Here is a 24,856-nt window from a genome sequence, read left to right as displayed (position 1 = left end):
GCGCCCGCTCAGCCGCGCCGGCGGCGCATGCGGGCGGGCAGCCCGGTGACGCCCCACTGGGCGATGCGCCAGAACGCCTCACCCATGACGCGGCCGCTCATCTTGCTCGTGCCGACCGTGCGCTCGACGAACGTGATCGGCACCTCGGCCACCCGCAGCCCGTGGCGGGCGGCGCGCAGCGTGAGGTCGACCTGGAAGCAGTAGCCCTGCGACTCCACGTCGGCCAGCCCGATCTTCTCCAGGGTGGCCGCCCGATAGGCGCGGAAGCCGGCGGTGGCGTCGCGCACCGGCAGGCCCAGCATGAGCCGCGTGTAGACGTTGGCGCCCCGGGACAGAAACTCGCGGGAGGCCGGCCAGTTCATCACCCGGCCGCCCGGCACGTAGCGGGAGCCGATGGCCAGGTCGGCGCCGTCGGCCAGCGCCTCCAGCAGCTTGTGCAGCTCCTCGGGCTGGTGTGAGCCGTCGGCGTCCATCTCGACCAGCACGTCGAAGCCCTCGTCCAGCCCCCAGCGGAACCCCGCGATGTAGGCGGCGCCGAGCCCCTGCTTGGCCGGCCGGTGCAGGACGTGCACGTGGTCGTCGCCGGAGGCGAGCTCGTCGGCGATCTTGCCGGTGCCGTCGGGGCTGTTGTCGTCGGCCACCAGCAGGTGCGCGCCGGGCACCGCGGCCCGCAGCCGCTCGGCGATCCTCGGCAGGTTGTCGCGCTCGTTGTAGGTCGGGACGATGACCAGCACCCGCCCGAGAGTCTCCATCGTCAGTCGTTCCCCATCCGGTCGTCCCGCCGTCTGCGCCACACGGCGACTCCGACGGCCGCCGCACCCATCACCATCAATGCCCACTCCGGCAGCGCGCCGACCCTCGTGGCGATGGTGTGTTCGGTGCGTATCGGCACGGTCACCACCGTCTGGTCGGCCACGAGCTCGCGAGTCTGCCAGGAGACCTTACCGTCCGGTGTCACGAAAGCGGAGATCCCGGTGGTGGCGGCGGTCACCACGGCCCTGTTGTGCTCGACGGCGCGCAGCTGCGACATGGCGAGCTGCTGCGCCGGCAGGTTGGACTGCGCGTAGGTGGCGTTGTTGGTCTGCACGACGAGCGGGGTGCCGCCGGCGCGCACGGTGCCGCGCACGGTGTCGTCGTAGGCCACCTCGTAGCAGTTGACGGCGCCGACGGTGACCGGCCCGAGCTTGAGGTCGCCGGGCACGGTGCCGGCCACCGACTGCCTGCCGACCAGCGCGGCGCGGTCCCACAGGGCCAGCACGAGCTCCTTGAACGGCGTGTACTCGCCGAAGGGGACCAGGCGCTGCTTGTCGTAGTGGGCGCCGGGCCCGGTGACCGGGTCCCACACCAGGCTGCGGGTGGCGCGCCGGTCGTCGCCGATCGCCACGACGGCGCCGATCAGCGTGGGCACGCCGACGTCCTTGACCGACTCGTCGATGGTCCGGTACGCGTAGGCGTCGCGGAACGGGTCGATGTCGGTGGAGTTCTCCGGCAGGACCACGATGTCGGGCCTGGGCAGCCTGCCGTCGCGGACGGCCTGGGCGATGCGCCGGGTGCCGTCGGCGTGGTTCTTCATCACGATCGCGGGCTCGTCGCCGAAGATGTCCATGCCCCGGCCGGGCACGTTGCCCTGCACGATGCCGACGTTGACGGTGCGGCCCTCGTCGCCGGGGCGGGGCACGGCCAGGCCGAGCAGCGGCACGGCCAGCGCGAGCGCCACCGGCGCGACCCGCCGCAGTGCCGCCTTCGGGCCCGGCGCGGGCCGGTGCAGGACCGCGTACGCGAGCAGCGCGCCGCACAGGGTGGCGGCGAACGACACCAGCGGCGCGCCGCCCAGCGCGGCGTACGGGGTGAACACGGACTCGCCCTGGCTGAAGGCCACGCGCGCCCACGGGAAGCCGCCGATCGGCACCAGGCCGCGCAGCCACTCCATCGCCACCCACAGCGCGGCGAACCACAGCGGCCACCACTTGAGCCGGAGCACCAGCGCGGCGGCCACGGCCAGCGCGGCGTAGAACAGGCTCTCGACGCCGACGAGCATCAGCCAGACGTCGTCGCCGACGGTCCGCACCCAGGCGAGCGCGGGGAACAGGAACACCAGGCCGCCCAGGTAGCCCAGCCAGGCGGCGCGGCGGGGCCCGGCGCCGTACAGGGAGGCGGCGATCAGGGCGAGGCCGAGCGGCGCGCACGGCCACCAGCCGAGAGGCGGGAAGGCCAGGTAGAGCAGCAGGCTCCCGGCGGACATGACCGCGGCGCGCATCGCCGCGTCGCGCCGCGAGCGCCCGCGGCCGGCGCTGGGCGGCACGGGCGGGCCCGGCTCGCCGGGGGCGCGGTCCACGGTGCCGGACGGGCTGTCGGCGTCGTCGCCGGCGGGCACGGGGGCGGGCACGGAGTCGGACACGGGGGCGGGCACGGGGGCGGGGGGCGTGGACGGTGGGCCCGTTCGTTCCTGCACCACTGCGCGTCTCCCTCGCCGATCGCCTGCTTGCGGAAACGCTACCGCCCCACGGGCGCGCTCAGGTCATCACGGCACGGCGGAATGCGGGGGCGGCAGGGTGATCCCGTGGCCGACGGGACCACCCGGCGCACAGACGGCCCGGTGCACGGGAACGGGAAGAGGGCCCGGAAACCCTTCGGACCGGACCCGTCTCGTCGGCGGCGAGCGCGGAATTCCGTTGTCTACTGGGCTCCCGGGCCCGTCCCGGGTCCAACCCCCCGCCCGGTTGGGGTGCCCCGACTCGACGGACCGACGGCCCTGCACCTGGCTGTGTGGACGGAGTCACGCTCCGTCACGGACGCAGGATCCGGCGATGTCAGAGACGGCCAACCGGCCAAGTCCCGTGCTGGACTGCGCAGCAAACTACCGACTCCACCTCAGATGTCAACCGTGTCCCGATCAGCAGAAACATCGAGTCTTCGCAGGTGGCCGCCCGCGCCGGAGCCGGTCAAAGCCCATTCGCGGCTGCCTGCGCACGGGTTGGCAAGCCGCTGAGTGCCTGCGGGAGCGGGCCTTCCGCGACGACGCCGAGCCGTTGCGTGGCGCGGGTCAGCGCCACGTACAGGTCGCTCGGGCCGCGCGGCGACTGGGCCGCGATGAGGCCCGGCTCGGCCACGATGACCGCGTCGAACTCCAGCCCCTTGGCGTCGGCGACGCCCATGACGGCGACGGGCGCGTCGAGCGCCGCCGCGCCGCGGGCCCGGCCGGCTCCGGGGGCGACGACCACGGCGCCCTCGACCGCCTCGCGCACCAGGTCGCCGAGCTCGCCGAGCAGCGCGTCGGGGGTCACCACGGCGACCTTGCCGCCTTCGGCCGCCTCCGCCCTGACCAGGTCGGGCAGCGCGGACAGCGGGGCCGACCAGGGCGGCGTGCCGCCCTCGCGGACGGAGGTGGGCGCCTCCAGCGACGGGCCGACGGTGGCCAGCACGCGGGCGGCGACCTCCATCAGCTCGACGGGCGTGCGGTAGTTGACGGTGAGGCGTTCCTGCCGCCAGCGCCCGGCCACGTACGGGTCGAGCACGTCCTTCCAGGAACGCGCGCCGGCGGCGGACCCGGTCTGGGCGATGTCGCCGACGATCGTCATGGACCGGTTGGGGACGCGCCGCATGACGGCGCGCCAGGCCATCGGCGACAGCTCCTGCGCCTCGTCGACGATGACGTGGCCGTAGGCCCAGGTGCGGTCGGCGGCGGCGCGCTCGGCGGTGGTCAGGTAGGGGCCGCCGCCGCGCTGGCGTTCGGCGAGGCGCTCGGCCTCCATGACGTCGGACAGGCCGGTCAGCTCCAGGACCTCGCGGGCGTAGGCGAGCTCGGCCTCGCGCTCGTGCTCCTCGGCGCGGCGGGCGGCGGCCAGCTCCTCCTCCGCCTGCAGGGCGGAGGCGCGCAGCACCTGCTCGTCGATCTCGCCGAGCAGGTCGGCGGCCTCGTCGAGCAGCGGCACGTCGGACTCGGTCCACTCCCCCGCGCGGGAGGCGTCGCGCAGCAGCAGCTCACGCTCCTTCGGCGTCAGCGCCGAGGCGGCCTCGGCGAGCCGCTGCGGCGAGCCGTACAGGCCGAGCAGCAGCCGCTGCGGCGTCAGGTAGGGCCACAGGCGGTTGAGCGCGGACCGGACGACCGGCTCGGTGCGCAGGTCCTCGCGCAGGTCGGCAAGGTCGTCGTCGTCGATGAGGCCCTTGCCGATCTTCCTGGCGAGCTGCCGGGCGAGCGCGTTGAGCAGCGACCTGACGAACACCGCGCGGGCCTGGTTGTGCGGGCGGCGCGAGCGGATCGCCTTGTTGCGGGCCGACTCCAGCATGCCGCGGTCGATGGTGAGGGTGTTGCGGCCGAGGTTCAGCTCGATCGGCTGGCGCGGGACGCGCTGGCGTTCGCGCACGGCCTTGGCCAGCACCTCGGCCATGCGCGCGTCGCCCTTGACGGCGGCCACCTCGGGCCGCTCCCGGGCGGTGGCGGTCACGCCGGGGTAGAGCTCGCCGACGGTGGACAGCAGCACGTCGGTCTCGCCCAGCGAGGGCAGCACCTGCTCGATGTAGCGCAGGAACGTCGGGTTGGGGCCGAGGACGAGCACGCCGCGGCGCTCGAGCCGCTCGCGGTGGGTGTAGAGGAGGTAGGCGGCGCGGTGCAGCGCGACGACGGTCTTGCCGGTGCCGGGGCCGCCCTGCACGACCAGCACGCCGTTGAGGTCGGCGCGGATGACGCGGTCCTGCTCGCCCTGGATGGTGGCGACGATGTCGCGCATGCGGCCGGTGCGCCGCTCGTCGAGCGCGGCCAGCAGCGCGGCCTCGCCGTTGAGCGTGGCGCGGTCGTCCTCGGTGAGCGCGTCGAGGTCGAGCAGGTCGTCGTCGACGCCGATGACCTCGCGGCCCCTGGTCTGCAGGTGGCGCCGCCGGGTGACGCCCATCGGCGCGGCCGGGGTGGCGCGGTAGAAGGGCTGGGCGACGGGCGCCCGCCAGTCGATGAGCAGCCGCTCCTGCTCGTCGTCGGTCAGGCCGAGCTTGCCGATGTAGAGGCGGCCTTCGGCGTGGTGATCGAGCCGTCCGAAAACCAGGCCGCGCTCGACCGCCCACAGCCGGGCGAGCCGGGTGGCGTGCATCTCGGCGAAGGAGTCGCGCTCCGACATGTTCTGCATCGTGCCGACGGCTCCCATGGCCAGCACGTCCTTGAGCTGCCGCTGGGTACGCTCGCGCAGCAGGTCGAGGCGGTCGTAGAGGCGGGTGACGTACGCCTGCTCCCTGGCGAGCTCTGTTTGACGAGTTGCCGCCAGACCATTATTGTGGTTAATGGGACGCTCCGGGCCATTCTGCTTGTTGTTACGACAAACGACGACATTAGCACGCCTGTTGAGCCACTCTTCGCTTTTCCTTCCCTCTCGTACGGTCACGGGTCGATTTCGACACTTGACCGAATGGCCTTTCGCTCTTTACGTTCACCCCGGTTAGGAAAGTTTCCTAACTGGAAGGGGTAACAGTGAGCGGTCCCGTGCCGGGCACGCCGAGCCTGCTGCGCGCGATCAACGATCGCGCCGCCCTGCGCGCGCTTCTCGAACGCGGCCCACTCACCCGCCTCGAGATCGGCACGCTGACCGGTCTGTCGAAGCCTACGGCCTCCCAGCTCCTCTCCCGTCTGCAGGAGGCCGGGCTGGTGGTGCCCGACGGCATCAGGGAGGGCCTGCCCGGCCGTACGGCCGAGGTCTACCGGCTCAACCCCGAGGCGGCGTACGCGGCCGCGCTGGACGTGACCTTCACCCGCGTCGAGGCGCGCGTGGCCGACCTGACCGGCACCGTCGTCGGCGAGCACGCGGTGCCCGCGCCCGCCACCCCGGACGAGCTCGTCGACCGGCTGCGCGCGGCCCTCGCGGGGGCGAGGCCGCCCGAGCCGCCCCGGCGGGTGGTGATCGGCGTGCAGGCGGCGCTGGACCCCTCCACGGGCCGCCTGGGGTACGCGACGGCCGAGGAGATGCCCGGCTGGCACGTCGACGACCTGGAGAAGACGCTGAGCGACGGGCTGGGCGTGCCCGTGTCGGTGGAGAACAACGTCAACCTGGTGGCCGTGGCCGAGCAGGCGCACGGCGCGGCGCGCGGCACGCCCGACTTCGCGCTGCTCTGGGCCGACCAGGGCATCGGGTCGGCCATCGTGCTCGGCGGCCGCATGCACCGGGGCGCGACCGGAGGCGCCGGCGAGGTCGGCTACATGCCCGCGCCGGGCGCGCCGACGGCCCGGGAGGCGGGGCAGTACGGCGACCACGGCTACCAGGCGCTCACCGGCGGCGCGGCCGTCCTGCGGGTGCTGCGCGCCCACGGCGTCGAGGGCGCGGACTTCCGCGAGGCGGTGGCGAACGCCGTCCGCCTGCTGGAGGCGGACGGGACGGCCGCCCTCGAAGATCCCCGGGCCGGACATCCGGCGCACACAGGCCCGGACGGCGCTCAGAGGGCCGCTACGGCCACGGACGGGGCGGAGACGGCCTCATTGGTCACCCCCGTAACGGAGAGCGCTCTCCGTGGCTCTCAGAGCGCCCGGGCGGCGGCGGGGTTGCGCGAGGTCGCGGCCCGGCTGGCGGTGGGCCTGGCGGCCATCACGTCCGTGGTGGACCCCGGCCTGATCGTGGTGACCGGCGGCGTGGTGCTGGCGGGGGGCGAGCCGCTGCGGGCGCTGATCGAGCGGGAGCTGCACGCGCTGACGATTCCCCAGCCCCTGGTCCGCCTGTCGGAGGTGGCGGGCAACCCGGTGCTGGCCGGCGGACTTGACCTGGCTCTGAAGATCGTGCGCGACGAGGTCTTCGGCGCCACGCTGCCCGGATCGTGACCCATGGAAGGGACCGAGGTTTGAGACTCGCTGTTGTCGGGGGCGGCTCCACGTACACGCCCGAGCTGATCGACGGCTTCGCGCGGCTGCGCGACGAGCTGCCGCTGACCGAGATCGCGCTGGTGGACCCGGACGCCTCCAGGCTCGGGCTGGTGGCGGGCATGGCGCGCCGGATGCTGGCGCACGCCGGGCACCCGGCCCGGGTGGTCGCGACCGCCGGCGTGGCCGAGGGCGTCGCCGGGGCCGACGCGGTGCTGTTCCAGCTCCGGGTGGGCGGCCAGGCCGCGCGGAACGTCGACGAGACGCTGCCGTTGCGGTGCGGCTGCGTCGGCCAGGAGACCACCGGCGCGGGCGGCCTGGCCAAGGCGCTGCGGACGGTGCCGGTGGTGCTGGAGATCGCCGAGCAGGTCAGGGCTCATGCGCCGGACGCGTGGATCGTCGACTTCACCAACCCGGTGGGCATCGTGACGCGGGCGCTGCTGGACGCGGGTCACCGGGCGATCGGGCTGTGCAACGTGGCGATCGGCTTCCAGCGGCGGTTCGCCAAGCACCTGGGCGTCGAGCCCGAGCGGGTCGAGCTCGGGCACGTCGGGCTCAACCACCTGACGTGGGAGCGCTCGGTCCTCGTGGACGGCGTGGACGTGCTGCCGGAACTGCTGGCCGAGCACGGCGACGAGATCGCCGCCGACGTGGGGCTGCGGCCCGAGCTGCTGCACCGGCTCGGCGCGGTGCCGTCGTACTACCTGCGTTACTTCTACGCCCACGACCTGGTCGTGGAGGAGCAGCGGGCCAAGCCGTCGCGGGCGGCCGAGGTCGCGGCGATGGAGGAGGAACTGCTCAAGCTGTACGCCGACCCGGCGGTGAACACCAAGCCGGAGCTGCTCGGCAAGCGCGGCGGCGCGTTCTACTCCGAGGCGGCGGTCGCGCTGATCGCCTCCCTGCTCGGCGACCGGGGCGACACCCAGGTCGTCAACGTGCGCAACGGCGACACCCTGCCCTTCCTCGGCCCGGACGCCGTGATCGAGGTCCCGGCCAGGATCACCGCCTCGGGCGCGGAACCGCTGCCCGTCGAGCGGCTGGAGCCGCTGTACGCGGGACTGGTCGCGCACGTGTCCGCGTACGAGCAGCTGGCCCTGGACGCGGCGCTGCACGGCGGCGCGGACCGGGTGCGTGACGCGCTGCTCGCCCACCCGCTGATCGGCCAGGACGCGATCGCCGAGGAGCTGACCGGGCTGCTGCTCGACGCCAACCGGGCGCACCTGGCGTGGGCGGCGGGCCGATGACGCGCCGCAGGGTGCTGCTGGCCGTCGACGGCGGCAACAGCAAGACCGACGTGGCCGTGGTGGCCGAGGACGGTGAGATCCTGGCGACCGGCCGCGCGGGCGCGTTCGCGCCGCAGAGCGCGGGCGTCCGGGCCGCCGTGGACGTCGTCGAGGAGGCCGTGCGCGACGCGGGCTGGGCGCCGGCGGGCGGGTTCGATCACGTGGCCGCCTACCTGGCCGGGGCCGACCTGCCGGTGGAGGAGGAGGCGCTGGCGGCCGAGTTCGCCGCGCGCGGCTTCGGGCCGGACATCGTGGTGCGCAACGACGTGTTCGCGCTGCTGCGGGCGGGCGCGTCGCAGCCGTGGGGCGTCGCGGTGGTGTGCGGGGCGGGCATCAACGCGGCCGGGGTCTCCCCCGGCGGCGAGGTGGCCAGGTTCCCGGCGCTGGGGCGCATCAGCGGCGACTGGGGCGGCGGCCAGGGCGTCGGCGAGGAGGCGCTGTGGCACGCGGTGCGCGCCGAGGACGGCCGGGGCCCGGCGACCGCGCTGGCGGACACGGTCAAGGAGCACTTCGGCGTCGCCACCGTGCAGGAGCTGGTGCTGGCCGTGCACTTCGGCGAGGTGGGGCTGGGGCGGCTGCACGAGCTGGCGCCGGGCGTGCTCGCCGCGGCGGGCGCGGGCGACACGGTGGCGGCGGCGCTCGTCGGGCGGCAGGCCGACGAGGTGGTGGTGCTGGCCGAGGTGTGCCTGCGCCGCCTGGACCTGCTGGAGACGCCCGCCGAGGTCGTCCTGGGCGGCGGCCTGCTGACCGCCGGTCACCCGCTGCTCATGGACCTGGTCACCGCCGGGCTGGCCGCCAGGGCGCCGAAGGCCGAGCCGGTGGTGTCCCGCGTCCGCTCGATCGTCGGCGCGGCCCTGTGCGGGCTCGAACGCCTGGGCGCCGCCGAGGCCGCCAAGTCCCGGCTTCTGACGGAGAGTAACCATATGGACACGTGATGGTTCCGGCCTATGGCGCGGCCCCGCCCGCGCGGCGACCATGCGTGTATGGACGGGTTCCTCGACACCACCAGCCGCGGCCTGACCGAGCTGCGCGTGCACGGCGTGTCCGGCACGCCGCCGGACCAGATGCTCAACCACCCGCATCCGCGGCTGGTGTCGGGTGACTCGACGACCGGCTTCTACCGCCGCTGGTGGCCCGCCGGGCCGCCCGCCGGCGAGCAGGCCGACGTGCCCGGCGTGCGCCACCGCGAGGCGTACGCGTGGGGCGGGCTGACCTCCGGCGGCCGGACGATCGCGCTGTGGCTGCTGCTGCTGCCGTTCTCGCTGGCGAACCTGGCCTACTTCATGCTGCCCAGGCCGGCGCGCGGGCGGCGGCTGCGCCACGTGGTCGAGGCGGCGCAGCGGCTGTTCGCGCTGCTGCTGACCGGCACGCTCGTGCACGCGGTGATCGGGTCGAGCGTCGACCTGGTGGGCTGGCAGTGCACCGCCGCGGGCCGCGCGTGCACGTACGACACCGCGCCCGTGTGGGTGCGCTGGATGGGCGAGCTGTGGGGGGCGGAGCCGTCGCGGCGGCTGGCGGTCACCGCGCTGGTGCCGCTGGCCGTGGTGGCGCTGCTGTGGCTGATCGCCCGGCGGACGTGGAACCGCGACGAGCGTACGGGGATGCCGCCCGACGGCCCGCAGGAGGCGGCGCTGCCGCTGGCGCGGCGGCGGCTGTGGCACGGCGACGTGCCGGTGTGGCGGCTGCGCGCGGTGCACGTGGCGTACGCGCTCGGCGCGATCGGGCTGGCCGTGGCGGCGCCGTTCGCGGGGGCGGCGGCCGGGCTGGCGCTGACGGTGGCGAACGGGGCCGTGCAGGTCGTCGCGGCGGTGCTGGTGCTGCTGCCGGGGCTGGCGCGGCGGGTGGACCCCGGCGGCGACGACCCGGGCGGCCGGCCGCTCACGGCGGCCTGCCGGGTGCTGGAGGTGGCCGCGCCCGCGGTGCTGGCGGTCACGCTGGCCGCGGCGATGGCCGGGCTGCCGCTCGGCGGGACGCCTCCGCTCCAGCTGCCGGGCGTGGCCGGGGTGCGGTTCGTGCTGCTGGTGGCGCTGGTGGTGTTCCTGCTGGTGGCGACGTGGGTGCTGGCGCGGCTGTCGGCGCCTGGAAAGCGGCCGGCGATGCGCGGGATGGCGAGCTGGTTCACGCTCATGGTGGCGGCCGGCAGCGCGAACGCGCTCGCGCTCGGCGTCATGTTCTGGACCGCCTCGTTCTTCGGCGTGCCGGAGTCGCCCGCCAGGGCGCAGCCGGTCGGCCGCAGGCTGTTCCTGGGCGACGCCGTGTGGTGGACGGCCGCGCTCGTGCCGGTCCTGGTGCTGGGCGTGATCTGCGTGGCCGCCGTGCTGTGGCGGATCCGCGGCACGGTCGCGGAGGAGCTGACGCCGAAGCTCACGCCCTACTACGGCGACGACGGCGACGACGTGGCCGGCAAGTGGGCGCTCGCCTCGCTCACCGACCGGGCCGGGCTCGTGCTGGGACTGCTCGTCGGCGTGATGCTGGCCGGGTTCGCCACGGTGACGGTGATCTACCAGCTCGGGCTGGTCCACCCCGTCGGCGGCACCGCCGGGCTGTTCGCCACGATGGGCAGCTGGGCCATCACCGCCACCCTCGTGGGGCTGGTGCTGCTGGGCCGGCGCACCTACAGCGACCCGGCGCTGCGCCGCACGATCGGCATCCTGTGGGACGTGGCGACCTTCTGGCCGCGCGCCATCCACCCGCTCGCGCCGCCCTGCTACACCGAGCGGGTGCTGCCCGAGCTGGTCGCCCGCGTCGGCGTGCTGTCGCGGGACGAGCGCGACCGGGTGGTGCTGTCGGGCCACAGCCAGGGCAGCGTCATCGCCGCCGCCCTGGTGCTGCAGCTCGGGCCCGGCGCGCGCGGGCGGGTGCGGCTGCTCACCCACGGCTCGCCGCTGCGCAGGCTGTACGCGGCCTTCTTCCCCGCCTACTTCGGCGGGCCGAGCCTGCCCGCGGTGCGTGAGGCGGTGCCGTGGGTCAACCTGTACCGGCTGAGCGACCCGATCGGCGGGCCCGTCTTCGCCCCGGCCGACCCGTTCGGCCCCCGGGCCGCGCAGCCGGGCCCGGTGGACGTGTTCTGCTGGGACCCGCCGCAGCCCGAGCCGGGCGAACCCCTCGCCGAGCTGCGCTGGCACTCCGACTACTGGTTCGACCCGCCCTACGACCAGGCCATGGCCAGGCTCACCGAACGAGGCGCCCAGGGCTGACACGCGATCTCCCGGGCAGGGTCCGGGTGTGTCTCCTCCTGATCTCCTGTTCGCCCTGGGCGGCGCCGCGGCGCTGCTGGCCGCCCTCCTCCCGGAGCTCCTCGCCAACCGGGCGTTCTCGCTGCCGCTGGCCTACCTGGCCGGGGGCGTGCTGCTGTTCCTGCTGCCGCTCGGCCTGCCCGAGCCCGACCCGGTCGCGCACCGGCTGGCCCTGGAGCACATCACCGAGATCTGCGTGGTCGTCTCGCTCATGGGGGCCGGCCTGGCGCTCAACCGGAAGGCCGGGTGGCGGTCGTGGGGCAGCACGTGGCGGCTGCTCGGCTGGGCGATGCCCGTGACCGTCGCCGGGGTGGCCGCCGCCGCGCTCGTCCTGCTGGAGTGGCCGCTCGCGGCGGCGCTGCTGCTCGGCGCGGTGCTCGCGCCGACCGACCCGGTCCTGGCCTCCGACGTGCACGTGGGCGAGCCGGTCGACGTGGAGAACGCCGACGACGAGGTCAGGTTCGCGCTCACCTCCGAGGCGGGGCTCAACGACGGGCTGGCCTTCCCCATCGTGTACGCGGCCGTCGCGCTGGCCGTCGTGGGCGGTGCGGGCTGGGCTGGCGAGTGGGCCCTGGTGGACGTGCTCTACCGGACGGCCGCGGGCGTGGTGTGCGGCCTGCTGATCGGGCGGCTGCTCGGCCGCCTGTTCTTCCACACCCGGGAGAAGCGGCTGCGCCTGGCCGAACGGCACGACGGGTTCGTCGCCCTGGCCGCCACCTTCCTGTCCTACGGCCTGACCGAGCTGGCTCACGGCTACGGCTTCGTGGCGGTGTTCGTCACCGCGTGCGCGATCAGGAACGCCGAGCGCGGCCACGGCTACAACTCGGTCCTGCACGGGTTCGTGGAGCAGATCGAGCGGCTGTTCACCGCCTGGCTGCTGCTCCTGCTGGGCGGGTTCGTCGCGACCGGCGGCCTGGCGGCGCTCACCTGGCGGGGCGTCGCCGTGGGCGCGCTGCTGCTGCTGGTGATCCGGCCGCTGGCGGGCTGGCTCTCCCAGGCTGGCGGGGCGGCCGGGCCCCGGGAGCGCCTGGTGATCTCCTTCTTCGGCATCCGGGGCGTCGGGTCGCTGTTCTACCTGGCGTTCGCGCTGGGGCAGGCGGACTTCGGCGTGCCGGCGGACGAGCTGTGGGCGGTGACGGGGTTCACCGTGCTGGCCTCCGTCGTGCTGCACGGCGTCACCGCCACCCCCGTCATGCGGCGCCTGGACGCCCTGCGCGCCCGCCGGTGATCACGGGCCGAGCAGGGCGGCGACGCGGGCGCGCACGTCGTCGGTGTCGAGGCCGCGCACGGTGAGCGTGGTGCGGCGGCGCAGGACGTCGTCGACGGTGACCGCCCACTCGTGGTCGCGGGCGTAGACCGCCTGGGCCCAGATGTCGGGCCCGTCCGGGTGCATGCGCTCGCCGAGCGCCGGGTCCTCCCGGATGAGCCTGGCCACGTCGAAGGCCAGCGTCCCGTAGTGGGAGGCCAGGTGGCGGGCGACGAGCGGGTCCATGCGGGCGGCCGGGTCGTGCTCCGACCACAGCCGCATCGCGACCGCGTCGGGGCTGGCCAGGCCGGGCAGCGGCACCGTGGGCAGGATGGCGGCCAGGTCGTCGCCGAGCGGCCTGCCGGGCAGCCGGGCGAGCGTGTCGAGCACGACCCTGCCGATGTGGCGGTAGGTGGTCCACTTGCCGCCGGCGACCGACAGCATGCCGCCCCTGCCCCGGCTGAGCAGCGTCTCCCGCTTGGCGGCGGCCACCCGGCCGGGACCGCCGGGCAGCACCCGCAGCCCGGCGAAGGCGTAGGTGATGTCCTCGCGGCGCACCTGCGCGTCCTCGACCGCGTGCCCGGCCTCGTCGAGGATCTGGGCCACGTCGGCGTCGGTGGCGCGCACGTCGGCCGGGTCGCCGTCGTACGCCTCGTCGGTGGTGCCGAGCAGCAGGTGGTCCTCCCACGGGATGGCGAACGACACCCGGTACTTGTCGATGGGGATCGTCAGCGCGGCCTTCCACGGCTCGTGGCGGCGCAGCACCAGGTGGGCGCCCTTGGACAGGCGGATGCTGGGCGCGGCGTCCGGGTCCTCCATGCGGCGCAGGTGGTCGACCCACGGGCCGGTGGCGTTGAGGACGAGCCTGGCCGAGACGCCGAACTCGGCGCCGTCGAGCCGGTCGCGCAGGTCGGCGCCGACGACGGTGCCGCCGGACTTGCGCAGCCCGACGACCTCGGCGTGGTTGAGCACGACGGCGCCCGCGTCGACGGCGGCGCGGACGGTCATGACGGCGACCCGGCTGTCGTTCATCTGGTGATCGCCGTAGACGGCGGCGGCGCGCAGCCCGGCGGGCTTGAGCGCGGGCACCCGGGCCAGCGCCTGCTGCGGCGTGATGACGCGGCCGAGGCCGTCGCCGAACACCGACAGCGCCGAGTAGAGGAACACGCCCGCGCCGAGCTTGGCCGCGCCGTGCGGGCCGCCCCGGTAGACGGGCACCACGAACGACAGCGGCTTGACCAGGTGCGGGGCGATCTCACCGGCCAGGGCGCGGCGCTCGCGGTGGTTCTCCGCGACGAGCTTGACGTTGCCGGTCTGCAGGTAGCGCAGGCCGCCGTGGACGAGCTTGGAGGAGGCGCTGGAGGTCGCTCCGGCGAAGTCGCCCGCGTCGACCATGGCGACGCGCAGCCCCGCCTGGGCGGCCATCCAGGTGACGGCGGTGCCGAGGATGCCGCCGCCGATGACCAGCAGGTCGTAGGGGCGGCTGCTCAGCTCCTCGCGGGTCTCGGCCCGTTCGCCGGACGTGGTGCGGATGGCGGTCATGTGGTGCTCCAGTCGAGGCTGCGTTCGATGGCCTTGCGCCAGTTGCTGTGCTCGGCGTCCCTGACGTCGGGGTCGATCTCCGGCCGCCATTCGGCGGCCTTGTGCCAGTTGGCGCGCAGCGCGTCGGTGCCGGGCCAGTAGCCGGTGGCCAGCCCTGCCGCGTACGCCGCGCCCAGGCAGGTGGTCTCGGCCACCATCGGGCGTACGACGGGCACGCCGAGGACGTCGGCCAGGATCTGCATGAGCAGGTTGTTGGCGGTCATGCCGCCGTCGGCGCGCAGGGCGGTGAGGGCGAGGCCGGCGTCGGCGTTCATCGCGTCGACGACCTCGCGCGTCTGCCAGGCGGTGGCCTCCAGGACGGCACGGGCGATGTGGCCCTTGGTGACGAACCCGGTCAGCCCGGCGATGATCCCGCGGGCGTCGGCCCGCCAGTGGGGCGCGAACAGGCCGGAGAAGGCGGGCACGAAGTAGCAGCCGCCGTTGTCGTCGACGGTGCGGGCCAGGGTCTCGATCTCGGCGGCGCTGGAGATGAGGCCGAGGTTGTCGCGCAGCCACTGCACCAGGGAGCCGGTGACGGCGATCGAGCCTTCGAGCGCGTAGGTGGCCGGGGCGTCGCCGATCTGGTAGCCGACGGTGGTGAGCAGGCCGTGCTTGGAGGTGACGGGCTCGGCGCCGGTGTTCATCAGCAGGAAGCTGCCCGAGCCGTAGGTGCTCTTGGTCTCCCCGGGGGAGAAGCAGGTCTGGCCGAACAGCGCGGCCTGCTGGTCGCCGAGCGCGGCGGCGACCGGGACCCCGTCGCCGGTGCGGCCGTAGACCTCGGCGCTGGGCCGGATCTCCGGCAGCATCGCGGCGGGCACGCCGAGCGCGTCGAGCAGCTCGGGGTCCCAGGCGAGCGTGCGCAGGTTCATCAGCATGGTGCGGCTGGCGTTGGTGACGTCGGTGACGTGCCGGCCGGTGAGCTTCCAGATGAGCCAGCTGTCGACGGTGCCGAACAGCACGTCGCCGCGCTCGGCCCGCTCGCGCAGGCCGGGGGTCTCGTCGAGCAGCCAGCGGATCTTCGGGCCGGCGAAGTAGGTGGCCAGAGGCAGCCCGGCCCGCTCCCGGAACAGCTGCTCGTGCGGGGCGAGCGCGGTGACCAGGGCGTCGGTGCGGGTGTCCTGCCAGACGATGGCGTTGGCCACCGGCTCGCCGGTGCGGCGGTCCCACAGGATCGTGGTCTCGCGCTGGTTGGTGATGCCGAGGGCCACGAGGCTGCCCGGGTCGATGCCGCTGCCGGTGACCGCGTCGGCGACCACGCCCTGCACGGCGTCCCAGATCTCGGCGGCGTCGTGCTCGACCCAGCCGGGCCTGGGGAAGATCTGCCGGTGCTCGCGCTGGGCCACGGACACGATCCGGCCGCCCTCGTCGAACACCATGCACCGGCTGGACGTGGTGCCCTGGTCGATGGCGGCGACGTACTCCACGGCTTCCTCACTTCTCACATGTTCGGCATTGCCGAACGCCTGGCTTGAGATCCTAGTCTGGGCCCGACGGGTGGTGTCAACCGGTCATCGGCTCAGGTCCCGGGTGATGGCCCGTGCGGCGTCGCGCACGTAGGACACCAGGTCACGGCGCGGCTCGCCGTCCTCGGCCAGCCGCTCGACGGCTCCGCGCACGCCGATCGCGCCCACGGTGACGGCGCGGCGGTCGCGGATCGGGGCGGCGATCGACACCTCCCCCTCGACCAGCTCCTCCAGGTCGGCGGCCCAGCCCCGGCCGCGCACCAGCTCCAGCTCCTTGGCCAGCGCGTCGGCGGTGACCAGGGTGGCGGGCGTGTGCGCGGTCAGCGGCTCCCCCGCGCTCTCCCCGTACGGGTCGTAGGCGAGCAGGACCTTGCCCAGGGCGGTCGCGTGCGCGGGCAGCAGGGTGCCGACCTGCAGGACCTGCATGCTGTCGTCGGGCCGGAACACGTGGTGCACGACCAGGACCCCGCCCTCGTGCAGGGTGCCGATCCACACGCTCTCGCGGCTGCGCCCGGCGAGCGCGTCGGCCCAGTTGAGCGAGCGGGTGCGCAGCTCGTTGACGTCGAGGTAGCTGCTGCCGAGGTGCAGCAGGGTGCCGCCGAGCCGGTAGCGGCCGGTGGTGGCGTCCTGCTCGACGAACCCGACGTGCACGAGCGTGCGCAGGATGCCGTGCAGGGTGCCCTTGGGCAGCTCCATCGCGCGGGCGAGCTCGGCCACCCCCAGCTCACGCGGACCGGAGGCCAGCAGGCGCAGGATGCCTGCGGCGCGCTCGACGGACTGGATGGTGTCTCCCACGCCCACACCCTACATCGCGTTCGGCATTGCCGAACAGTGGGGGCGTCAAACTCTTCGGGCCGGCTATCCGGCGGGCGCCTCGGGGGCGCGGTGCTCGTACGGGGTGCTCAGGACGACCGTGGTGCGGGTGGAGACGTTGGCGGCGGCGCGGATCTGCTGGAGCAGCTCCTCCAGCGCGACCGGGGAGGCGACGCGCACCTTGAGGATGTAGCTCTCGTCACCCGCGACGCTGTGGCACGCCTCGATCGCGGTCAGGTGGGCCAGACGCTCCGGCGCGTCGTCGGGCGCGGCCGGGTCGATCGGCTTGATCGACACGAACGCGGTCATCGGCAGCCCGACGGCGTCGTAGTCGACGATCGCGGCGTAGCCGCGCAGCACGCCGCGCTTCTCCAGGCGGCGCACCCGCTGGTGCACGGCCGACACCGACAGGCCGGTCTCCCTGGCGAGGTCGGTGAAGCTCATCCGGCCGTCGCCGGCCAGCAGCGTGACGATCCTGCGATCGATCTCCTCCATCGGTCAAAAATATCCGGTCATGGTCACGACAGCGTCCCGACCGGCGAGGCGCCCATGCGCATCGCGTGCTCGACGAGCGTGACGAGCACGTCCCGGCTGGAGTCGCGCCGGCGGGCGTCGCAGCGCACGATCGGCACGCCCGGCTCCAGGCCGAGCGCCTGGCGCACCTCGCCGACGGTGAACGGGCGCGCCCCGTCGAAGCAGTTGAGCGCCACGACGAACGGCTGGCGGCGCTTTTCGAAGTAGTCGATGGCCGGGAAGCAGTCGGCCAGGCGGCGGGTGTCGGCGAGTACGACCGCGCCGAGCGCGCCCATGGCCAGGTCGTCCCAGACGAAGAAGAAGCGCTCCTGGCCGGGCGTGCCGAACAGGTAGAGCATGTAGTCGCCGCGGATCGTGATGCGGCCGAAGTCCATCGCCACGGTGGTGGTCGGCTTGAACTCGACGCCGTACAGGTCGTCGACGTGCACGCCGACGTGGGTGAGCGCCTCCTCGGTGCGCAGCGTGCGGGTCTCCGACACGGCGCCCACCATCGTGGTCTTGCCCGCGCCGAAGCCTCCCGCGATCAGGATCTTGATCGGGGTCGGCAGCCGCCAGTGATCAAAGCGACCGAAATCCATCCAGCACCGCCTGTACGTCCCTCTGCGGTCGCGACACGGCCGCATTCCCTCCTGCGGCGCCGTGGTCAGCGACCCCTGTCAAGGCGTCGGGAAAGGTTGATCCACTTGCCTGGCATCGAGACACCCTAGCAATGCCACAAATTCCACTCAAGCCGCATAGGACCCCAGAAATCAATATGTCATCGTTTGTCGCTTATTGCGGCTTTTGGGGGCATGGGGAATGTGGGGCAGTAAAGCGGGTTGTCATGATATCTGACCTGACAGTTAGTCGTGTCTGGCATAGCCCGAAATATTGTGAAAACCCGCACTGAAGCCCATTTGTCGCCATAAGTAGTCGGCCGCGTGCGGGCTGCTCCCCCGCAGCCGCTCGATCAGCTCGCCCGCCTCGCCCGCCAGGTCCGCCATCGCGTCCGTCACCTCGCCGGAGGTGACGCCGAGCATGAGCACGTTCAGGCCGCCCCAGCTCACGTCGCGCCGGTAGGAGGCCAGGTCGCCGAGCAGGTGCAGGTAACGCTGCACGCACCCGCTGGCCTCGCGCAGCTCCTCCAGGTGCGCCCTGGCCCACGTGTCGCCGGCGTAGATCCAGTGCGACAGGTCGACGAAGCAGGTGCCGCGGCTGTCGGCGTTGTCCAGGTAGTGCGGGAACGTCACGCGGGCGCCGGTGTCACGCCACACCCAGGCCCGCTCCATCGCCGCCAGCGTGCGGGCGAGCTGGTCGCGCCACACCTGCCGCAGCTCGCCGAACTCCGCCACCGTGGCCAGCTCGTCACGCAGGTCGGCCAGGAACCGGGTGACCGCCGCGCGCGGGGCCGCGCCGTCGGCGACCGCCAGGCAGTCGCGGGCCAGCCGGGCCACCTGGTCACGGCTCGTGGCGATGCGGTCGACCAGCCGGTCCAGCGCCGGCACCCACAGGGCGGTGCGGTTGACGATCTTCAGCCGGTCGGCGGTGGCCCAGGGCGCGCTGAAGGCGCCCGACAGCGACAGCGTGGTGTAGAACTCGGCGTCGAAGGCCGCCGCGGGGAACAGGCCCGCGTACATCTGGGCGCACCGCCGCAGGTCCCGGCCGCACGCGGCGGCCAGTGCGCAGGTCCGGCCCAGCTCGAACGCCTCGTCCCCGTCAGGCATCCTCAAGCCGCTCGATCGGCGTGTCGGATCATGGGTGTGCCCCCCAATACCCTCTGTGATGGATTGTCACATGATCACTGGTATCCGATCAAGGCATGGCGGCGTGCCCGATCAGCCCGCTCCGATGGCGATGAAGGAGACGTCGTCGCCCCGCGCGTCACGCAGCGCCTCGGCCAGCGACAGTCCCCGGCGCAGGCCCGCGTGCAGCCTGACCATGACGGGCACGGCCGTCTCGTCGTTGACCGGGACGACGCTGGCCACGATGCCGGCGGTGCCCAGGTGCAGCAGCGCCGTGGCGGGGCCGATCAGCTCGTCGGCGCCGACGGGGGCCATCTGGCCGGAGTCGCAGCTCGACAGCACCAGCCGGTACGGGGCGCGCCGCAGCCGCTCCAGGTCGTAGACGGTCAGCGGGCCGTCGTCCAGGTAGAGCGAGGAGAACAGCGGGCTGTCGGCCCGGAACGTGCCGTGCGCGGCCACGTGCGCGAGCGCGCACCCGTCGATGGCCTCCAGCACGGCCCCCGCCGTCGCCCCGCCCCCGCCCAGCACCCGCACGGTCCCTTCGGGCGCGCCTCCCCCGGCTCCGTCCTGCCCGGCTCCGTCCGTGGCCGGTCCCGGACGGCCCGCCGCGCCGGGGAACCGCCCGCCGGGCGCGAGGCCCCCCGAGTACGGAGTCGTCCCGTCGGGAAGCCCGCCGCCCGCCGGGGCCGCGATTCCCTCGGGGAGGCCGCCGCCCGTGGGGGGCCCGGCGGGTGCCGGTTCTCCGGGGTGGCCGTACAGGTTGGCGATGGCGTGGAGCTCGGCGGGGGCGTTGGGGACCTCGGGGCCGCGTACGAGGACGACGCCGCCGGAAGGGGGTGCGGCGGCGCGGGCGCGCAGCCAGGCGGCGGCCGACGGCGCGACGCTGAAGGCGGTGCGCCGCAGCGACGGCAGCAGCCCCCACGGGGTGGCGTGCAGGACGCTGGGCGGCACCACGACGCACGGCCCGTCGCCGAGCAGCCGGGCGACGGGCCCGAGCAGCGCCTCCTCCAGCCGCCCGCCCAGCGCGGCGAGCTCGTCGCGCGGCGGGTCGCGGTCGTAGGCGAGCCGGCGCAGCCGGGAGCGCGCGTACTCCATCTCGGCGACCGCGGCGGCGGCGGGCCCGATCTCGTAGGTGCGCACCCGCCCGCCCGCGCACAGCAGCGCGTGCAGGGTGCCGTCGATGACGACGAGCTCGGCGAGGCGGCCGCCGGGGCCGAGGGCGTCGAGGATCTGGCCGCAGCCGGGCCCGCGCGCCTCGCCCGCTCCGGTGCCGCGGACGCGCAGGGTGGTGGCGCGCACCCGGGACTCCAGGCGGGCGCGGTCGCGTTCGAGCGTGGCGGCGGAGGCGGCGCCGTCGGAGCGGGCGCGGCCGAGGAGCTGGTCGAGCCGGCGCAGCGCGGCGAGCTGGGCCTGCAGCTCGGGGTCGTCGGGCGGGCGGACGGGCGGCACGGCGAGCGCGGTGGCGCGCCAGCGTTCGGTCCAGGCGAGCAGTTCGCGGGTGCGCCCGGCGGCGTGCAGGTGGCGCAGCGCGAGCCGGGCGAGCTCGACGCCCTGCGCGGTGACGAGCGCGCGCAGCTCGGAGGAGCCGAAGGTGAGCCGGTGCTCCTCGATGAGCGCGAGCCCGGACCGGCAGGCGTGCAGGAGGCGGCGCGGCTGCCCGGCGGCGTCGGCGCGCAGCGCCTCGGCCAGCCAGCCGCCGGCGCGTGAGGTGGCGGGGCCGCGGTGCCGGACGCGGGCGGCGGCCGACAGGTGGCGTTCGGCGGCGGCGGCCTGGCCGAGGGCGAGCGCGGTGCGCCCGGCGAGCAGGTGCGCCTGCCACACCTCGGGCGAGCCGAGCCGGGTCAGCCGCCCGGCGAGGCGGCGGGCGTCGGCGAGCAGGCGGGGCGTGGCCGGGCCGCGCGCCAGCTCGGCCTGGACGAGGATGAGCCGCGCGTGCTCGGCCCACCAGTCGCGGCGCTGCCCGGCGAACAGCGCGCGGGCCTCGGCGGCGCGCCGGCCGGCGGTGCCGGGGTCGGCGGCCAGCAGCGCGGCCCGGGCGGCGAGCAGCAGCAGCTCGGCCCGCCGGGTGGCCTGGCCGCGCAGCCGGTCGAGCAGCCGCAGCCCGCCGTCGGCCTGTTCCAGCGCTTCGCGGGACAGCCCGGCGGCCAGCAGCACGGCGCACCGGTCGGCGACCAGGTCGAGCATCGGCGTGCCGAGCTTGCGGAAGCCCTGGTCGGCCTCCTCCAGCAGGTCGAGGGCGGTGGGCAGGTCGCCGGCGACGAAGGCGGCGACGCCGCGGTTCTGCACGGCGACGACGGAGTCGTGCTCCTGCCGGGTGGTGGCGAACATGCCCTGCGCGGTGCGGAAGTCGGCGTCGGCGGCCTGGACGGAGCCGAGGGCGAGCTGGGCGTGCCCGCGTAAGGTGAGCGCGCGGGCGGCCCACACGGTGTCGCCCGCCCGGCGCAGCGCGGGCGCGGCGGACCTCAGGTCGTCGAGCGCCTCCCGGTGCCAGCCGAGGATCCACCGGGCGCCCGCCCGCCTGAAGAGCACCCGCGCCCGCGTGGTGCCGCCGGACAGCGCGGCGGCCTGGTCGAGGGTGGCCAGCCCGGCCCGGGTGCGGCCGTGCTGGACGAGCGCGACCCCGAGCGTGGCCAGCACGTCGGCCTCGCGGTCGGGCGATCCGGCCCGCCGGGCCAGGCGCACCGCCTGGCGCAGCTCGCCGATGGCCGCCTCCAGGTCGCCGAAGTCGCGGCGCAGGATGCCGATCGCCTGCCGGGCGATCGAGTGGTCGTAGGGGCCTCGTCCGGTTTCGAGCATCGCCCTGGCGGCCTTGAGCGCCTCCTGCGGGCGCGCGAACACCATGTCGAGCACGTCGTGCGGATCGTCGGGAACACCGGCTCGGGGCACCCATCGATGGTAGAACCGGCTCCGCGGGTGTATCAACGGCGGCGCTCGCCGCTCATAAAGGCACAGGACCCGTTCTTCGCTCTGGAGGGCAGACGATGAGCACACCCGGCCCCGGCCGTGACGACTCCCGCTTCTGGGCGCAGCTCGACATGCTCAACGAGGCGCTGCCGGACGGCCTGCGGGCGGTGGCCGGTCCTGACGGGGCGGCGCCGGGCTCGGCCGTCCAGCCGTCGTTCGCGCGGCTGGCGGACCACGTCCTGGTGCCCGCGGCCGAGCTCGACCGCACCGCCGACCTGGTGCAGGAGCTGGTGCCTGGCGACGCCGACCTTCAGGTCACCTGGCCGCCGGAGCGCGACGCCGGGCGGGTGTCGGTGCGCAGGCTGTACGTGGGCGACCGCGACGCGCGGCTGGTGGCCGACCGGCTCTCCGTCCGGCGGGTGCGCTCGACGCCGGTCCACTTCGTCACCGTGGCGGGGGTCAACCTGTGTCCGGGCGACGAGCCGGTGCCGTGCGACGAGCCGCTGCGGCCCGCCAGGGCGGGTGACGACCGGGGCGCGGGCGTGCGGGTGGCCGTCATCGACACCGGCCTGGTGCACGACTACCTGGACCACCAGTGGCTGGCCGCCAGCGACGGCGTACCGGGCATCCCGAAGGTCCACGGCGACGTCACCTCGCCCGGCGACGAGCTCGACGCCGACGGCCTGATCAAGCCGTACGTGGGGCACGGCACGTTCATCGCCGGCATCGTCCGCTGCACCGCGCCGGCCGCCGACGTGCGCGTCCACAACGCCTTCCCGTACGGCGGCGCGATCATGGAGGACCAGCTGGGCCTGCTCATCCGCGACGCGCTCGACAGGCACGGCTGGCCCGACATCATCTCCCTGTCGGCGGGCACGCAGACGGAGCACGCGGGGGCGCTGCTGGGCCTGGCCGACTTCATGGCGGAGCTGGCCCGGCACCCGGAGACGGTGCTGGTGGCGGCGGCGGGCAACGACGGCGCCACCGGCCGGTTCTGGCCCGCCGCCTACGCGGGCGAGCCGGTCAACGCCTCCGGCGACGTGGTCGTGTCGGTGGGGGCGCTGCGCGAGGACGGCAGGGGCCGGGCCTGCTTCAGCAACCACGGGAGCTGGGTCACGGTCTACGCTCCCGGCGAGCGCATGGTCAACGCCTTCACCTCCGGCCCGTACGAGTACGGCTACCCACACCGCACCACCTGCCGTTTCCACCCGGCGGGCCTGTACACGGGCTGCACGTGCATGGCGCCGCTGCGGGTGGGCGACAAGGCGACGTTCAGCGGGCTGGCGATGTGGAGCGGCACGTCGTTCGCCACCCCGGTGATCGCGGGGCTGATCGCGGCGCGCATGTCGGAGGCCGGGGTTTCCTCCCGGGAGGCGGCCAGGCAGCTCGTGGAGACGCGGCTGGCCGTTCCCGATCTGACGGGTTACCTGCGGTGAGGTACGACACCCTGTCCTCGGGCGGCTCACGAAATATCATCGTGAGCATTCCGCCCCTGGACAGGGAAGGACCGCCGTGGACGACACCGCAGCCCTCGTCAGGGCAGCAGCGGACGGGGATGCCGGCGCGTGGAAGGAGCTCTACCACCGCTACAGCGGGCTGGTGTGGGCTGTCGCCCGCGCCTACCTGCCGGCCCCCGCCGATGCCCAGGACGTGGCGCAGACGACGTGGTTCCGCTTCGCCGAGCACCTGACCCGGATCCGCGATCCGGACAAGGCAGGCGCCTGGCTCGCCAGCACCGCCAGGAACGAGGCGTTACGCGTCATCCGTACCAGCGGCAGGGTCATCCCCGTCAGCGACGTGGGACTGATGGGCTTCGACGTGGACGAACGTTCGCCGGAGCGCCTGCTGCTGGACGCCGAGGAGGCCGACGCCGAGGCCGAGCGGGCGCGGGAGGTGTGGGCGGCGTTCGAGGAGATGTCCGAGCGCTGCCGCCGCCTGTTGCGCGTGCTCATCGCCTCGCCGCGGCCCACCTATCAGGAGGTGGCGACGGCGCTGGGCATCGCGGTCGGCAGCATCGGCCCCATGCGGGGGCGCTGCCTGAAGCGGCTCGGCGTGCTGGTCGCGCGCCGCGGGGTGACGGGGACTTCCCGTGACTTCGAATGATGTCGGGTGAGTCGGGGTGAGTTCGGGGTGAACGACATGGACGACGGCTTCGATCTGGAAGACGAGCTGCGCAACATCGCCCACCTGCTCGACCCGGTGCCGCCGGAGCTGCTGGACGACGCCATGCAGGCGTTCACGCTGCGGACGCTCGACGCGGAGCTGGCCCTGCTGGAGTTCGACTCGTGGGACGAGGAGCCGGCCACCCGGGTGCGCGGGCCGGCCAGCCCCCGGCTGCTGACGTTCCGGGCCGGGGAGGTGATGGTGGAGCTGGAGGTGTCGGGCGCACGGCTGGTCGGGCGGATCTCGCCGGGCGAGGCCGCCGACATCGGGGTGCAGCGCCGCGACTCCGAGCTGCGGCTGCGCGCCGACGAGCTGGGCCGGTTCACCACCGCGCCGCTGCCGCCGGGCCCGCTGCGGGTGCGGGTCACCCCGGGCGCGGGCGGCCCGGTGGTCACCTCGTGGATCCGCCTCTGACCGGGGCGCTTCGCGGCCCCCTGTCTCTCCCGGAGGGGGCGGTCAACGGGGCGGCCCGAGTCCTTCGAAGATCAGCGGGAGGAGCCGGTCGGCGCCGGGCTCACCGCCGGTCAGTTGCTCGCGTGCCCAGGAGACGCCGGCGACCAGGGCGAGGAACTCGGCGGGGGTGACGTCGGCGCGCACGTCGCCGGCTCGCTGGGCGCGGACCAGCAGCGCGGTCCCGGCCTCGCGCATGGCCTCGCAGGAGGCGTGCAGGGCCGAGGCGGGGTCGCGCAGGGTGGCCGTCAGCATGGCGGTGAGCCCGCGGTAGGCCGTCGTGGTCTCGACGAACTCCAGGGTCCAGGCGAGCAGCGCCTCGCGGGCGGAGCCCTGGTCCGCGAGGGCGCGGGCGCGGGCGGTGAGCGCGTCGAACCGTTCGCCCAGCAGCGCCTCCAGCAGCGCCTCCCGGGTGGGGAAGTGCCGGTAGAGGGTGCCGGCTCCGACGCCGGCGCGGGCGGCGACGTCGTCGAGGGAGGCGCCGGTGCCGTGTTCGAGGAAGGCGGCGCGCGCCTCGGCGAGCAGCCGGTCGCGGTTGCGCCGCGCGTCGGCCCGCATGGCGCGCCGGGTGTCGCCCACGTCGTCCCTCCCGGGGGTTCACAAAACGGAGACCGCTTCCGTATCTTAGTGCCG

Annotated in this window: 19 protein-coding genes; 8 read left to right on the top strand and 11 right to left on the bottom strand. The window is 74.6% G+C overall.

The features are described from left to right. Positions 1 to 8: 8 nt before the first annotated feature. The 3 genes from AB0J53_RS09400 to AB0J53_RS09390 all read right to left on the bottom strand — a co-directional run bounded on the left by AB0J53_RS09400 (position 9) and on the right by AB0J53_RS09390 (position 5,369). Positions 9 to 752, bottom strand: a complete 744-nt coding sequence (locus AB0J53_RS09400) for a polyprenol monophosphomannose synthase (protein ID WP_049576627.1) — start codon at positions 750 to 752, stop codon at positions 9 to 11. Between the two features lie 2 nt (positions 753 to 754). Further along, complete coding sequence (gene lnt / locus AB0J53_RS09395) at positions 755 to 2,455, bottom strand: apolipoprotein N-acyltransferase (RefSeq protein ID WP_364170382.1); 1,701 nt, start codon at positions 2,453 to 2,455, stop codon at positions 755 to 757. 487 nt (positions 2,456 to 2,942) lie between these two features. Continuing rightward, on the bottom strand, positions 2,943 to 5,369 hold the full coding sequence (locus tag AB0J53_RS09390; protein ID WP_364170379.1) for an ATP-binding domain-containing protein: 2,427 nt from the start codon (positions 5,367 to 5,369) through the stop codon (positions 2,943 to 2,945). Positions 5,370 to 5,455: 86 nt separating this feature from the next. Between AB0J53_RS09390 and AB0J53_RS09385 the strand changes: the two genes are divergently transcribed. The 5 genes from AB0J53_RS09385 to AB0J53_RS09365 are packed head-to-tail and all read left to right on the top strand — an operon-like array spanning position 5,456 to position 12,576. Beyond that, entirely contained in the window at positions 5,456 to 6,790 is a 1,335-nt protein-coding gene (locus tag AB0J53_RS09385) for an ROK family transcriptional regulator (protein WP_364170375.1), read from the top strand. 20 nt (positions 6,791 to 6,810) lie between these two features. Beyond that, positions 6,811 to 8,073 (top strand): 6-phospho-beta-glucosidase, encoded by a 1,263-nt coding sequence (locus AB0J53_RS09380; protein WP_364170372.1) that lies wholly within the window; start codon positions 6,811 to 6,813, stop codon positions 8,071 to 8,073. Next, complete coding sequence (locus AB0J53_RS09375) at positions 8,070 to 9,047, top strand: BadF/BadG/BcrA/BcrD ATPase family protein (protein WP_219514851.1); 978 nt, start codon at positions 8,070 to 8,072, stop codon at positions 9,045 to 9,047. The genes AB0J53_RS09380 and AB0J53_RS09375 overlap by 4 nt, the downstream gene beginning before the upstream one ends. 48 nt (positions 9,048 to 9,095) lie before the next feature. After that, a complete protein-coding gene (locus AB0J53_RS09370; protein ID WP_364170368.1) occupies positions 9,096 to 11,309 on the top strand; it encodes a hypothetical protein in 2,214 nt (737 codons plus the stop codon). A gap of 28 nt (positions 11,310 to 11,337) precedes the next feature. Then, on the top strand, positions 11,338 to 12,576 hold the full coding sequence (locus tag AB0J53_RS09365) for a cation:proton antiporter (RefSeq protein ID WP_364170365.1): 1,239 nt from the start codon (positions 11,338 to 11,340) through the stop codon (positions 12,574 to 12,576). On the opposite strand, the gene AB0J53_RS09360 is transcribed toward AB0J53_RS09365, so the two are convergent. From AB0J53_RS09360 to AB0J53_RS09330, 7 genes are all read right to left on the bottom strand, one after another. Then, positions 12,577 to 14,136 carry a glycerol-3-phosphate dehydrogenase/oxidase gene (locus tag AB0J53_RS09360; protein WP_364170363.1) on the bottom strand — a complete coding sequence of 520 codons (1,560 nt, stop codon included), beginning with the start codon at positions 14,134 to 14,136 and terminating at the stop codon, positions 12,577 to 12,579. Further along, complete coding sequence (glpK, locus tag AB0J53_RS09355; protein WP_364170360.1) at positions 14,133 to 15,617, bottom strand: glycerol kinase GlpK; 1,485 nt, start codon at positions 15,615 to 15,617, stop codon at positions 14,133 to 14,135. The genes AB0J53_RS09360 and glpK overlap by 4 nt, the downstream gene beginning before the upstream one ends. A 66-nt stretch (positions 15,618 to 15,683) precedes the next feature. Beyond that, entirely contained in the window at positions 15,684 to 16,433 is a 750-nt protein-coding gene (locus AB0J53_RS09350; protein ID WP_219514900.1) for an IclR family transcriptional regulator, read from the bottom strand. 63 nt (positions 16,434 to 16,496) lie between these two features. Next, entirely contained in the window at positions 16,497 to 16,946 is a 450-nt protein-coding gene (locus AB0J53_RS09345; protein WP_219514902.1) for an Lrp/AsnC family transcriptional regulator, read from the bottom strand. A 23-nt stretch (positions 16,947 to 16,969) separates the two neighbouring features. After that, entirely contained in the window at positions 16,970 to 17,563 is a 594-nt protein-coding gene (locus AB0J53_RS09340; protein ID WP_219514903.1) for an ATP/GTP-binding protein, read from the bottom strand. A gap of 264 nt (positions 17,564 to 17,827) precedes the next feature. After that, on the bottom strand, positions 17,828 to 18,688 hold the full coding sequence (locus AB0J53_RS09335; protein WP_364170355.1) for a hypothetical protein: 861 nt from the start codon (positions 18,686 to 18,688) through the stop codon (positions 17,828 to 17,830). Between the two features lie 111 nt (positions 18,689 to 18,799). Next, positions 18,800 to 21,592 (bottom strand): CHAT domain-containing protein, encoded by a 2,793-nt coding sequence (locus AB0J53_RS09330; protein WP_364170352.1) that lies wholly within the window; start codon positions 21,590 to 21,592, stop codon positions 18,800 to 18,802. Positions 21,593 to 21,687: 95 nt separating this feature from the next. Between AB0J53_RS09330 and AB0J53_RS09325 the strand changes: the two genes are divergently transcribed. The 3 genes from AB0J53_RS09325 to AB0J53_RS09315 all read left to right on the top strand — a co-directional run bounded on the left by AB0J53_RS09325 (position 21,688) and on the right by AB0J53_RS09315 (position 24,187). Next, a complete protein-coding gene (locus AB0J53_RS09325) occupies positions 21,688 to 23,046 on the top strand; it encodes a S8/S53 family peptidase (protein ID WP_364170349.1) in 1,359 nt (452 codons plus the stop codon). Between the two features lie 76 nt (positions 23,047 to 23,122). Then, complete coding sequence (locus tag AB0J53_RS09320) at positions 23,123 to 23,713, top strand: sigma-70 family RNA polymerase sigma factor (RefSeq protein WP_219514907.1); 591 nt, start codon at positions 23,123 to 23,125, stop codon at positions 23,711 to 23,713. A 36-nt stretch (positions 23,714 to 23,749) separates the two neighbouring features. Then, complete coding sequence (locus tag AB0J53_RS09315) at positions 23,750 to 24,187, top strand: hypothetical protein (RefSeq protein ID WP_364170345.1); 438 nt, start codon at positions 23,750 to 23,752, stop codon at positions 24,185 to 24,187. Between the two features lie 42 nt (positions 24,188 to 24,229). Here the strand turns inward: AB0J53_RS09315 and AB0J53_RS09310 are convergent, their stop codons facing one another. Then, positions 24,230 to 24,802: a TetR/AcrR family transcriptional regulator gene (locus tag AB0J53_RS09310; RefSeq protein ID WP_364170342.1), complete on the bottom strand. Its 573-nt coding sequence runs from the start codon at positions 24,800 to 24,802 to the stop codon at positions 24,230 to 24,232. Between the last annotated feature and the right edge of the window lie 54 nt (positions 24,803 to 24,856).

This window comes from Nonomuraea sp. NPDC049725 (assembly GCF_040674795.1).
In the GTDB taxonomy this organism is placed as follows: domain Bacteria; phylum Actinomycetota; class Actinomycetes; order Streptosporangiales; family Streptosporangiaceae; genus Nonomuraea; species Nonomuraea ceibae.
Note: the sequence above shows the minus strand (reverse complement) of the source record. Positions and strands in the feature narration are given on the sequence as shown.

Bases quoted from the DNA above. Each gene is read 5' to 3' on its own strand.
- AB0J53_RS09400 (WP_049576627.1), bottom strand. From the start codon at position 752: ATGGAGACTCTCGGGCGGGTGCTGGTCATCGTCCCGACCTACAACGAG.
- AB0J53_RS09375 (WP_219514851.1), top strand. From the start codon at position 8,070: ATGACGCGCCGCAGGGTGCTGCTGGCCGTCGACGGCGGCAACAGCAAG.
- AB0J53_RS09370 (WP_364170368.1), top strand. From the start codon at position 9,096: ATGGACGGGTTCCTCGACACCACCAGCCGCGGCCTGACCGAGCTGCGC.
- AB0J53_RS09360 (WP_364170363.1), bottom strand. From the start codon at position 14,136: ATGACCGCCATCCGCACCACGTCCGGCGAACGGGCCGAGACCCGCGAG.
- AB0J53_RS09345 (WP_219514902.1), bottom strand. From the start codon at position 16,946: ATGGAGGAGATCGATCGCAGGATCGTCACGCTGCTGGCCGGCGACGGC.
- AB0J53_RS09340 (WP_219514903.1), bottom strand. From the start codon at position 17,563: ATGGATTTCGGTCGCTTTGATCACTGGCGGCTGCCGACCCCGATCAAG.
- AB0J53_RS09335 (WP_364170355.1), bottom strand. From the start codon at position 18,688: ATGCCTGACGGGGACGAGGCGTTCGAGCTGGGCCGGACCTGCGCACTG.
- AB0J53_RS09325 (WP_364170349.1), top strand. From the start codon at position 21,688: ATGAGCACACCCGGCCCCGGCCGTGACGACTCCCGCTTCTGGGCGCAG.
- AB0J53_RS09315 (WP_364170345.1), top strand. From the start codon at position 23,750: ATGGACGACGGCTTCGATCTGGAAGACGAGCTGCGCAACATCGCCCAC.